14 protein-coding genes are annotated in these 11,859 nt (G+C 40.5%); 3 read left to right on the forward strand and 11 right to left on the reverse strand.

Annotated features, from left to right (window positions below):
* Window positions 1-163 precede the first annotated feature (163 nt).
* Window positions 164-427 carry a hypothetical protein gene (locus tag MUO14_RS02975; RefSeq protein ID WP_244753564.1) on the reverse strand — a complete coding sequence of 88 codons (264 nt, stop codon included), beginning with the start codon at window positions 425-427 and terminating at the stop codon, window positions 164-166.
* Between the two features lie 291 nt (window positions 428-718).
* A complete protein-coding gene (locus tag MUO14_RS02980; protein WP_244753565.1) occupies window positions 719-1,234 on the reverse strand; it encodes a hypothetical protein in 516 nt (171 codons plus the stop codon).
* Window positions 1,235-2,097: 863 nt separating this feature from the next.
* On the opposite strand from MUO14_RS02980, the gene MUO14_RS02985 reads away from it, so the two are divergent.
* Both MUO14_RS02985 and tatA read left to right on the forward strand, forming a co-directional pair.
* The gene (locus tag MUO14_RS02985; RefSeq protein WP_244755461.1) at window positions 2,098-3,342 is read left to right on the forward strand and encodes an amidohydrolase; all 1,245 of its coding nucleotides are present in this window, start codon (window positions 2,098-2,100) and stop codon (window positions 3,340-3,342) included.
* 175 nt (window positions 3,343-3,517) lie between these two features.
* Window positions 3,518-3,715 (forward strand): twin-arginine translocase TatA/TatE family subunit, encoded by a 198-nt coding sequence (gene tatA / locus MUO14_RS02990; protein ID WP_244753566.1) that lies wholly within the window; start codon window positions 3,518-3,520, stop codon window positions 3,713-3,715.
* 383 nt (window positions 3,716-4,098) lie between these two features.
* Here the strand turns inward: tatA and MUO14_RS02995 are convergent, their stop codons facing one another.
* The 9 genes from MUO14_RS02995 to MUO14_RS03035 all read right to left on the reverse strand — a co-directional run bounded on the left by MUO14_RS02995 (window position 4,099) and on the right by MUO14_RS03035 (window position 11,217).
* Window positions 4,099-4,434 carry a DoxX family protein gene (locus MUO14_RS02995; protein ID WP_396265831.1) on the reverse strand — a complete coding sequence of 112 codons (336 nt, stop codon included), beginning with the start codon at window positions 4,432-4,434 and terminating at the stop codon, window positions 4,099-4,101.
* 478 nt (window positions 4,435-4,912) lie between these two features.
* Window positions 4,913-5,230 (reverse strand): YnfA family protein, encoded by a 318-nt coding sequence (locus MUO14_RS03000; protein ID WP_244753567.1) that lies wholly within the window; start codon window positions 5,228-5,230, stop codon window positions 4,913-4,915.
* 120 nt (window positions 5,231-5,350) lie between these two features.
* On the reverse strand, window positions 5,351-5,620 hold the full coding sequence (locus MUO14_RS03005; protein WP_244753568.1) for an iron-sulfur cluster biosynthesis family protein: 270 nt from the start codon (window positions 5,618-5,620) through the stop codon (window positions 5,351-5,353).
* Between the two features lie 42 nt (window positions 5,621-5,662).
* Window positions 5,663-6,610, reverse strand: coding sequence for a thioredoxin-disulfide reductase (gene trxB / locus MUO14_RS03010; RefSeq protein WP_244753569.1), 948 nt, complete (start codon window positions 6,608-6,610; stop codon window positions 5,663-5,665).
* Window positions 6,611-6,630: 20 nt separating this feature from the next.
* Complete coding sequence (gene arsA, locus MUO14_RS03015) at window positions 6,631-8,406, reverse strand: arsenical pump-driving ATPase (RefSeq protein ID WP_244753570.1); 1,776 nt, start codon at window positions 8,404-8,406, stop codon at window positions 6,631-6,633.
* Between the two features lie 17 nt (window positions 8,407-8,423).
* The gene (gene arsD, locus MUO14_RS03020; protein ID WP_244753571.1) at window positions 8,424-8,792 is read right to left on the reverse strand and encodes an arsenite efflux transporter metallochaperone ArsD; all 369 of its coding nucleotides are present in this window, start codon (window positions 8,790-8,792) and stop codon (window positions 8,424-8,426) included.
* A gap of 87 nt (window positions 8,793-8,879) precedes the next feature.
* Window positions 8,880-9,299 (reverse strand): arsenate reductase (thioredoxin), encoded by a 420-nt coding sequence (gene arsC, locus MUO14_RS03025; protein ID WP_244753572.1) that lies wholly within the window; start codon window positions 9,297-9,299, stop codon window positions 8,880-8,882.
* A 261-nt stretch (window positions 9,300-9,560) separates the two neighbouring features.
* On the reverse strand, window positions 9,561-10,859 hold the full coding sequence (locus MUO14_RS03030) for an arsenic transporter (protein WP_244753573.1): 1,299 nt from the start codon (window positions 10,857-10,859) through the stop codon (window positions 9,561-9,563).
* A 13-nt stretch (window positions 10,860-10,872) separates the two neighbouring features.
* Window positions 10,873-11,217 carry an ArsR/SmtB family transcription factor gene (locus tag MUO14_RS03035; RefSeq protein ID WP_244753574.1) on the reverse strand — a complete coding sequence of 115 codons (345 nt, stop codon included), beginning with the start codon at window positions 11,215-11,217 and terminating at the stop codon, window positions 10,873-10,875.
* Between the two features lie 192 nt (window positions 11,218-11,409).
* On the opposite strand from MUO14_RS03035, the gene MUO14_RS03040 reads away from it, so the two are divergent.
* Window positions 11,410-11,730 carry an ArsR/SmtB family transcription factor gene (locus MUO14_RS03040; RefSeq protein WP_244753575.1) on the forward strand — a complete coding sequence of 107 codons (321 nt, stop codon included), beginning with the start codon at window positions 11,410-11,412 and terminating at the stop codon, window positions 11,728-11,730.
* The last annotated feature ends 129 nt before the right edge of the window (window positions 11,731-11,859 follow it).

An 11,859-nucleotide genomic window follows, 5' to 3' on the forward strand; every position in this document is an offset into this window, starting at 1 on the left:
CTATTAGATAGAAAGTTTTACATTAGCTTTATTACCGTTAAAAAGCGGAGGGTCAAAGAGATATTATAATTAAAAAAACGATTAATTATCAGCCGTAAAAGGCTCAGCAGGATATTGGTGACGACCAGGATAAACCTCTTAATTTTAACCACATCGGCTTTGCCTACCTGCGACGAGATCGATTTCTGTTTCCACGGTATCGATCGTACTCCTCGTCGTCATCCCGATCGTTATTGCGGTCATCGTCGAAAAAATCCTGATCGTGCCGACTAAAATAACGGATGGTTATCCCGACCAAACCGATAAGCAAGCCGATGACAGCCAGTATAATTAAGGCAATAAAAATAAAGTTAAATATAGCCACTGCCGCCCCGATACCGCTGATTCCCCCGGTTGCACCGCCACTATCCTCATGGCTACCCCCCATGGTCCGCACCGACGAAACCAGGGAAGATGAATTCAATCAGTCCGAAAATTAGAATAGAAACTAATAACCCAAGCCTTCAGTTTACTAAGATGGTTGTGTAGTTAGGATCTTTTTTTATTTACCATTTAATCCAATTTCCCTGCACCTCATGACGGATCAAAGAAAAAATAAGAAAGAACATTGGAATCCTTAATTTCAAGATAAAACAATACACCATTACTAACCATATAGGGCCTAATAAAAATTTCCACTGATACAAAATTCAAAAAGCCTGACACCTATTTAGGAACCTTATTTAAAATATATGATGCCAGGATCTGCAGTGTTATATTGCTTTGGGAAAAGCAATCCTTCTGTATATGGAGATGTAATGTTGTGTTTACTAAAATTTGCTGCTGTCCGGGCATAAAAGACTTTTGCCCCTGCAACATCACGCCCACCAGTTACAATGTCATTTAGCAAATTTAAAGACAAGAAATTCATGGCTTCCTTATGGCACTTTGCCGATGCCTCACCTGTAGTCCGATCTGGATATACACTTCCATCAAAGGCGGCGACTTCATCAAATAAGTGTACGGGCACTTCATAATCTATGGTTTGCTCAAGAAAGTCCAGATGAGGGGTTGGAAAGTTATGAGGTACTGGATCCTTAAACACAATCGTCCGTTTCCATGGTCCATTGTTATACCATATTAGTCTACTTATCGTTGCTTCCTGCGGGTATCCGTATTTATCAATGATTGTTTTTGCCCCTTCAAGCGGGGCTCCTTGCCAATAGGTTAGAATTTGATTTAAATAATCATGCATAGCGATCCCTCCGAACATTTGCCTTAAATATTGTATGCATTGGATTATTTTTTGGGTAAATGTTTATTGAAGAATATAAACAAAACTAAAAGTGTCACAAAAACCAAAGTAAAGTGGAGAAATTCGTTTACCAATGAAAAAATAAATAAACAAGGAATATAAGGATCCTGTTTGGTTTAGTGAATATATTGGTAATCATAATAAAAAGCGCCTCTGTTGAAAGAGGTGCCTTTACTACCAATCGTCTACGACTTAATCAATTCCTCTATTCTTTCGCGGTTTTTAACAAAACCATGGAATACCCCACCATCAAGCATAGACCAAGAAGTTTTTTAAAATGTTTTTCAAAAATGGCGTCTATGAGGTGTTAAATGTCGGAATATTTAGTATAATTATTCTAACCTACTTTAAAGGGAGGTACTAGAGACAGACTGCTCTACGGAACAGTGGCGGGTACTCTAGTACTGAACGTTTATTCTATTCAAAAAGAATCGGTGACAAAGCAAAAACAAGTGGAAACTAACGAGTGTCTTAATAGGTAATAGCAATTTGATCAATTTGTCCAGGGGAGTTACACAGCAGAAGTGTTCGCAAGAAGCTAAACACTATGTTATTTCAGGAGGGTATTTCAATTGTTTGTCTAAATAACAACTTTACAAGAGGAGGATTTCCAAATGGATCAGGAAAACAAAGGTTTGACCCGTAGAAAGTTTCTAAGTAACGCGGGAAAAATTGGAGGCGCTTCCGCTGTTCTCGGTGTACCGGGTACGATGGGATTAATTGTATCTGAAACGGCAAGCGCTGATGCCAAGGAAAAAAAGGATAAACATAACAGCAAAAAACCGGGAAAAAACAGTTCCTATATGGTGTTGAATGTTCGAGTGGAAAGTGGATATCAGTATGAAAATGGCCAAGTCGTTGCTACCGACACCGTATTGCGCAACCTCCGAGTTGATAAAGGGACTATTACCAAGATTCTTGACACTTCAGCCCCTTATGAAAAAGGGATCGATTGCTATGACGCGAAAGGAATGCTACTTCTCCCTTCTTTTAGAGACATGCATATTCATTTGGATAAAACCTATTATGGCGGCCCTTGGAAAGCGGCAGCAAAAAGAGAAAACGGTATTTTCGACATGATTGAATTGGAGCAGACACTGCTTTTGGAACTCCTTCCAACCGCTCAGGAGCGTGCAGAAAAATTAATTGAGCTGATTCTCGGCTACGGCTCAACATATGCCAGGAGCCATTGTAACATCGATCCAGTAGTTGGTCTGAAAAATCTTGAGAACCTAAAGCGTGCATTAGAGAACTATTCAGATAAAATATCATATGAAATCGTTGCCTTTCCTCAACATGGCTTGCTTCGTTCAAATGTAGAGGGACTGATGCGCGACGCCATGCAGCATGGAGCTACGCATGTTGGTGGACTAGATCCAACCTTGGTTGACGGGGATATGGAAAAATCATTGCAAACTATGGTACAAATCGCGGTGGACAACAAAGCTGGAATTGATATTCACCTTCATGAATCCGGCGATACGGGCGTGAAGGCCATTCGCAGATTGGCAGATCTGACTGAGGAAGCCGGTCTGCAGGGTAAAGTGACGATTAGCCACGCGTTCTCTCTCGCCTCATTAACGGATGGCGCTGACGTTGAAATGGCAAACCGCCTTGCATCGCTAGGTATCTCCATTGCATCAAACCCTCCAATCGGCAAAGGCGTTATGCCGATCCCGCTGCTTCAGAAGCAGAAGGTGAACATCATGCTTGGAAATGACAGTATTACGGATCACTGGTCACCATTCGGGATCGGCGATACGCTACAGAAGGCACATCTCGCTGCAAAGCTGTATGGGTGGTCCAATGAATACAACCTATCCCGTGCACTTTCCCTTGCTACCGGCGGCATTACACCGCTAGACGAGTCCGGTAAACAAATATGGCCGAAGGTTGGCGACGCTGCGACTGCCGTTCTCGTTCCGGCAAGCTGCTCAGCCGAAACCGTAGCCAGGTTGCCTGAGCGTGCTGCTGTGCTGCACAAGGGTACTCTTTCTTCGGGCTCTCTTGATAGCGTGAAGTCTAGAAGAAACAGCCATAAAAATTAGATAAAATTGATCATCAATTCTAAGTGGTGCTTTATGTAGCACCCGCAGCTATTATCCAAGGTTTATAACTGTAATCACAGATTAAAAACTTGTTCAGAGTATTGATTTAAGAAAGCTATTCTAAAAATGATCATAAACGTCTAGAAGGAACGACAAAATATCCTAGGAGGAAACTATGCTACAAAATATTGGAATGCCGGGATTGATACTAGTTTTAATTATCGCCCTAATTATTTTTGGACCTTCTAAGCTGCCGGAAATCGGAAGAGCATTTGGATCAACATTAAGAGAATTTAAAAAGTCTACTAAAGATCTTGTCACAGATGATACAAAGTCAGAAACATCTACTGAGAAAGAAAAATCAGACAAATAAATTAAAAGGGGATTTAGTAATTGTCTAGGACTATGAATTAATTGACAAAAATGCTAATGCAAGTGGAAAGTAAAATGTTGGGGGGCCCATAATGCAATGCCAATTATGACCAAAGGGGATTTTTCTAACTAAAATGGTTCTCTGTACATAAAACGCAAGAAATAAGCCATACTAACACTGCAACATGACATATCAACTCTTAATTTGATTAAGGACGCTTTCATGTATGAGAAGGGCGTCCTTTTTCGTATGTTAGTATTTTCACGCGTCGAGGCATTAATTCCCATTTTAGGTCTGATTCATCGGAACATTTTCAAGAAGCTTAAAGCTAGTCGAACATAAAGAATAAAACTAGCCTCTAAAAAAACCACTTATTTCCTCTTTTATTGTACTTTTATGCCTCTATAGCTATGGTTAAGGGAAATCTGTTTTGAAGGAAAAATCACGTTGTCTAATGAAAATGAAACTCTATTTGATAGAGCAATATAAACGGACATGGCTAAGAAGGCCAAATCTAGCTCAAATCCAGCCGAAAATTTCAACGTAAACATGGCGCCAATCATAATAATTGCAAATAAAATGGAAACCAATTTCGTTCCGATTCCTAATACCATCGCAATGCCACCAACAAGCTCTATAGTCGCAACGATGTAGGCTAAAAAGCCGGGAACGCCAATGCTTTCAAAGAAACCAGCAGTATTACCTATTCCTCCTTTTATCTAATCCATGCATAAAAAATATAAAACCTAAAACAATCCTTAAGATATAGTTCCTGTCTCTTGTTTGCTTACCATCCTACCACTCCTTGAAATAATACTCTCTAAAACCGAGTAACTGACTATGTACTTTATTTGATTACTTTTAGTAATCAAATTTATTTTAATAATTAACTTATGTCAATAAATTAATACCAGAACATCACCATAAGAAATGGAAGCCTAAGGAATTGGCCAGGTTTTTACCACAGTTTTTACCATAAAATCCCGGAAATCCCTACGTTGAGGAACATTCTTATCATTTTACGCTATTTCAAGACCATTAAGGGGTAGCGTCCGGAAAATGCGGATTTACAACGATAAGGATTTTGAAAGATAAAAAGCTTAATTTCTCGCTTAAATGCTGAGAAACTAAGCTTGCACTTTTCCGCAACCTCTATCTATTATGGAGCAAGCCTTGAGGCCTTATGAGTTTATTTAATTACGAGGTCCCCACAAGCATCACTGACACTCCAACTACACATATTGCAGCACCTAACCAATCATATGTATCTGGTGTTTTCTTATCAATTCCCCATCCCCACAGGACAGATAATATAATAAAGACTCCTCCATAAGCTGCATAAACTCTTCCAAAAGAGGGGAACGTTTGAAACGTAGCGATTACACCATATAATGCTAAAGATACTCCTCCAAATATGCCCCAATAAAAAGGCTTTCCTTCCCTCAACCAAAGCCAAATTAGATATCCACCACCAATTTCAGCTAGTCCTGCTAGGAGAAAAAGCATAATAACCATAAATATATATCCTCCCTCTTTTATATATCTATCAATTTAACATTTGGCCCTCAAATCGCCTATTATGGTTGTAAGAACGCATCTCCAGGTTAAATAAAAAGGCCTCCGAAGAGACCTTTTTTAACAGCAATTATCTAACCCTAACAGCACCAATTGTTCTCCATTTTTATCTAAAGTTACCTGATCAACAGTGTCCTTTACTTGTTGATCGATCGCGACGCGAATCCCATTTACTTCTTCAACCGTGTCGGATTCCTCTGGTTGATCAAGGGATAGCCCTATTTGGGGACCGCAACAACCTCCTCCTACGGAGTGAACGCGGATTCCTTCGGCTCCCTTTTCCCCTATAAGTTTACTTAACGTTTGTTTGGCATCTTCAGTAATTTTCATCATTTTTTCTCCTCTCATTAGTTGAATAACTCGAAAATCGACCTACAGACTTTGACTCCAATCTATAACGGCTTCTCCTTCAAGAAATCGTTCAGAGTCCATGGCAGCCATACATCCCGTTCCTGCAGCCGTAATGGCTTGACGGTACTTTTGATCCTGAACATCCCCACAGGCGAATAGGCCAGGAATATTGGTATCCGTCGTCCCGGGTTCGACTAAAAGATAGCCTTTCTCATCCATATCCAGTTTCCCTTTCAAAAATTCGGTATTAGGATTGTGGCCAATCGCAACAAAAATGCCGTCTGTTTCAATCAGCTCTTCTTCACCTGTCTCGTTATCTTCTACTTTTAACCCAGAAATCTTCATCCCGTCCGATACCATTTCAACAGGGGTTTTGTTAAGAGCCCAAGTGATTTTCTCATTATCACGGGCACGATCCTGCATAATTTTAGATGCCCTTAATTCGTTACGACGGTGAACGATTTGGACTTCGCTTGCAAATTTCGTAAGGAAATTCGCTTCTTCCATCGCAGAGTCTCCTCCACCAACGATCACGACTTTCTTTCCTCTAAAGAAGAAGCCATCGCAGGTCGCACAAGTGCTGACACCTTTTCCGATGCTTTCCTTCTCGCCAGGGATTTCTAACAATTTGGCTGATGCTCCTGTAGAGACAATCAATGATTGCGTTTCAAGCTCTCCCAAACCGTCTACAGATAATTGAAAAGGACGTTGCTCCACTTGTACATCGGTTACCCAGCCACGTTTGAACGTGGCTCCAAATCGCTCAGCTTGTTTTTTCATATTATCCATAAGTTCTGGTCCCATGATGCCATCAGGAAACCCCGGAAAATTCTCTACCTCTGTTGTTAGGGTAAGTTGACCTCCTGGCTCAGGTCCTTCGATGACTAATGGTTCCATATTTGCTCGAGCTAGGTAGACAGCTGCCGTTAATCCAGCTGGTCCTGTTCCTAAAATGATGACTTTCTCCATGATGATGCCTCCATACTTAGTTAGTTTATTATGAATTCCTTTAGCTTGGTATAACCGATTTTCTCTTCACTGATCCATGGAATAATCGCAGCGTTTTGAGCCAATTCATCTCTCACTTTTTCAATCCATTTTCTTTCGGTTTTGGCTCTTCCGGCTAACACAGGGTCTTGGGTTTCTGTTGCGTGTAAACTTTGATTAATGATCCAACACTCAGGGTCAATATTGGCCCGCACCAGATCTTTTTGCAGTCTTTCGGCTTCAAGTACCGGAGTCGTTTCGGCTAGCGTAACGATGACGACACTTGTTTCCTTAGGATTTCGTAGCCGTGGGAGTAATGTTTTTACACTTTCTGGTACTTCTCCTGTCGATTTCGTCAGCTCTTTATGATATTTCTCGGCGGAATCAAGAAGTAATAACGTGTGCCCTGTAGGAGCCGTATCGATGACAACAATTTCATCTTCGCACTTCGCGACCTGCTCAGCAAAAGCTCGAAAGACAGCAATTTCTTCCGTACAAGGGGAATCAAGATCTTCTTTGAGATAGGCGAGACCTTGTTCATCCAAACTTTCGCTTGCTTGTGACAATACTTCTTCTTTATAAGCTGTCACTTCATCTTTAGGATTAATCGAGCTAATCGATAGCTTCTCATGATCGAATGTATCTGAAAACGTGTACTCCAAATGCGCAGCTGGATCTGTCGTCGTTAGATGCACTTTATGACCCTTTTCAACTAACCCTACGGCTATGGAGGAAGCGACCGTTGTTTTCCCAACGCCCCCTTTTCCCATAGTCAAGATAACTCTTGTTTGACTTTCAGAAAAGCGATCAACTACAGAACTCAATTTAGGCAACTGAAGGTTCTCTTGTTGGGATTGAGTCTCTACTTTTGCCGGCATGGTATATTGCTTGAATAGATAACGAAGGTTCTCAACCCCTGTAAGCGAGTAGGAAACAAACGGCAACGAGTAAACGAGCATTTGTTTAAGTCCCTTTGGAAAGCCTTTTAGAGCTTCTTGTTGCCGCTGGTAAAAAGCCGATGAAACTTCATCGTAGGAAAGATGCGTTTGCAATAATCCATTAACAATGAGCATTTGATTTTTTATACCAATTTCCCTTAACTCATTGGCAGAACGATTGGATTCATATAAAGAAGACGTTTCGGGTCTAGTAATCAAAATTAAAGCCGTTTGGTCCTTATCCGAAAGGAACTTTACGGTTTGTTCATACAGCTCCTTTTTCTCTTGCAAGCCTGATAAAGGCCCTAAACAGGAGGCGCCATGGGTACTTTCTTCCAAAAATTCATTCCAAGCCGTTGGGAGTTGTAACAGTCTCAACGTATGTCCGGTTGGTGCCGTATCGAATATCACGTGATCGTAACGATTCCTTATGGCTGGGTCTGAAATAATATTCGAGAATTCATCGAATGCAGCCATTTCCACTGTACATGCACCAGATAACTGTTCTTCCATACTTTTTATCGCTGTATCAGGCAATTTGCCACGGTAAGGACCAACAACGTTTTCCCGATACATTTCGGCTGCTTCTTCCGGGTCGATGTTAGAAGCATCCAAGTTTTCTATATTAGGAACAGGCCTTGGTGTATTCGTTAGCTCAACTTCTAATACATCTTGTAAATTGGATGCAGGATCCGTGCTGACAAGCAGCACTTTTTTTCCTTCATCGGCTAAATGGATGGCCGTTGCACATGCCGTCGATGTCTTGCCGACCCCTCCTTTTCCTGTAAAAAACAAGAATTGGGTGTTCTCAAAAGTCTTTGGATTAAACGATTGAAACATACATTTCCACACCTTTATTATTTCAGTTCACTGATATCAATCGTGACACTGTTGTTTTTAGGTCGATCATTTAATTCTTCTGTGTCGATGTCAAACCACTCTGATAGCTCATCATTACTTGGATACGTGGATTCCATTACAATGTCTCCATTTAATAAAATGACAGGGAGTGCATCAGGACCTTTCTCCTGAAGAAAATCTGTCACGGCTTTATTTTCAGTAAATTTGCCAGGTTCATTGGCTAAATTGTATCGTTCTATATCAAAACCTCTTTTTTGTAGAGAAAAAATAGCACTTGCGACACGGGTTAATTCCGGGTCTACACTTGGACCACAGACCCCCGTAGAACAGCACATCGCTGGATCGTAAATTTCAAGCTTATTCATAAAGATCCCTCCATTATAAAATAACTATATACTTATATAGTATTTAGGAAAATAGCCAAAACATAAGATGTCTTGGCTATGAAAGTTTTATTCACCGGTTTCAGCAAATCGTTGGATACGTTCACCGATTTGGTCACGAACACGTTGGAAAACAGCCCATTGTTCCTCTTCCGTTCCTTCAGCTTTAGCAGGATCGTCAAATCCCCAGTGCTCTCGTTTAACATGAGGAGGCGTGATCGGGCACTTATCTGCTGCATCTCCACATAACGTGACGATTAGATCTGCCGTATTGAAGATTTCAGGGTCAATGACATCAGATTGTTGGTTTGAAATATCGATGTCTACCTCTTCCATGGATTTAACGGCTTTTGGATTTAATCCGTGGGCTTCGATGCCAGCGCTTTTTACATCCCACTCATCGCCAAGATGTTTTTTGGCCCAGCCTTCTGCGATTTGACTTCTACAAGAGTTACCCGTACATAAAAAGTATATTGATTTCTTAGACATGTGGTGAATTCTCCTTTTTGTTTCTAATTGTTTTTTCTTCTAATACTCCCTTATAATGCCCAGCTAGGAAGAGAGAAATGGTCCCTAGAGAACATCCTAACAATGGGGCGTAAGGACTTATACTTCTTAACCCTATCCCCGTAGATATCAAAAATACACTCAAGAAACTTAGTAACACAGCAACTTTAATAGAAGGTGGCATTCTTTCGTCCTCCTTGGGACATGGCATGATCTATTAAGCTAAAAGTGACCATCGTTTTCTTATAAAATGAGCGTTAACCATAAATATAAACCTGTTAACGTTATGAACAACGTCGGTATCGTAAGGATAATACCTACTTTAAAGTAATATCCCCATGAAATCTTAAAGCCTTTGGTTGAAAGAACATGCAGCCAAAGCAGTGTCGCTAACGAACCGATCGGTGTAATTTTCGGTCCTAAATCGGAGCCAATGACGTTCGCATAAATTAACGCTTCCCTCATAATTCCCGATGTATTTGTTTCGGCGATGGCAAGCGCATCAATCATAACGGTCGGCATATTGTTCATAATCGATGACAAGATAGCTGCAATGAATCCCATTGAAATGGTGGCCACAAATAGTCCTTGTTCAGCCGTATATTGAATAACACTGGCCAGCACATCCGTTAAGCCTACATTACGCAACCCATAAACGACCACATACATCCCGATTGAGAAGAAGACAATCGCCCAAGGAGCTCCTTTTACAACCGTTGCCGTCTCAACTGCAGCGCTTCTTCTCGCCATGAGAAGGAAGAAGATCGCTACAATTCCTGCAATAATGGATACCGGAATCCCTAAAGGTTCACTGGCAAAATAACCAACAAGTAATACAGCAAGCACACCCCAGGATAAACGGAACATTTTATGGTCCTGAATCGCCTGTGTTGGTTCCTTAAGTTGGCTTAAATCATAATTCTCTGGAATGCTCTTCCTAAAGAACAAATAAAGCACGAGGATACTCGCCCCTATCGAAAAGAGGTTCGGGATGATCATCCGTGTCGCATACTCAATAAATCCAATGCCAAAGAAATCTGCCGATACGATATTCACTAAGTTACTCACAACAAAGGGCAACGAGGCCGTATCTGCGATAAAACCACTTGCCATAATAAACGGCAAAATCATGGCTTCTTTAAAGTTTAAATTTCTTACCATCGCTAGAACGATTGGAGTAAGAATGAGTGCAGCCCCATCATTGGCGAAAAGAGCCGCAACAATAGCTCCTAGAAGAATGACATACACAAACATCTTTTTCCCGTTTCCCTTGGCTACCCTCGCCATATGAAGGGCGGCCCACTCGAAAAATCCAATTTCATCAAGTATAAGTGAAATAATAATAATCGCTACAAAGGTTAAGGTGGCATTCCAAACGATATCCGTTACCGCCAATACATCTTGGAAATCAACTACACCAAACAGTAAGGCTAGGATGGCTCCCCCACATGCGGACCAGCCAATTCCTAAGTTTTTGGGCTGCCAAATCACTAACACCAGTGTAAGTAAAAAAATAATCGTTGCTATAATCGCTAAATTCAAATGAATCCCCCTACTAATCGCATTGGATACGTAGACCAGCTTCCTCCAATGCACGTAATTTCTCTTTCTGATCAGGTATTTGTTCTAAAACTTGTTGAATGATTGGGTATGTCGGATGAGAAGTGTTTAATGAGTAAAAGATCCATTGTCCTTTCCGTTGTTCTTTTACAAGTCCCGCATCCCGAAGCTTCCTCAAGTGCTGACTGATGGAAGGCTGGCTCATTTGCAAGACCTCTACAAATTCGCAGACACAACATTCTCCATCCTTTACTAACCCCATAATTGTTAAGCGCGTTTTATCGCCTAATAGCTTCAATGTTTGAGCAGCATTTTCTAATTCAATCATTGTTTTTTCCATGAACATCACCTCGCACGATTAGTATATTAGCATATACTTATATTTGCAACAATTAATTACTCTTATTATTTAGCTAATCTTCCACACCTTATTTAATATCAAATTTTTTTGATTTAATACTTGCTTTCGAGAATATAATCCATTACACTCTAATTATTACATCAAAATAAATTGATTAAAGGAGGATTCGAAATGACCAAACACATACAATTAACCGATGTATCCTTACAGAGCACGTTTAGTAAATATGAAAAGAAATTTAAAGCCCTTGCTGATCAAAGAAGGCTCCACATCTTACACGAAATCACAGAGAATGGTGAAGTATGTGTTTGTGACCTATCGGAAAAGTTACAGCTGCCTCAATCGAAGTTATCATACCATCTAAAGATATTGATGGATGCCCAAGTTATTGAAAAAGAAACACGTGGTACTTGGAGTTACTATACATTAAATCATTCCGAGATCAATCATCTACTATCCGAAGAGCTTTGTTGCCTATTTCGTCGAGATTAATTTTTTTATCTTATAAATCAAAAAAAATTGATTAAATGGAGGAGATTAAATGAACGTACACGTTGGGTTAAATGTAGTTGACCTTGAAAAGTCTATTGAGTTTTATACGTAAGCGCAAAATAACCCCCA

It is taken from the genome of Halobacillus shinanisalinarum, assembly GCF_022919835.1.
Taxonomy (GTDB): domain Bacteria; phylum Bacillota; class Bacilli; order Bacillales; family Halobacillaceae; genus Halobacillus_A; species Halobacillus_A shinanisalinarum.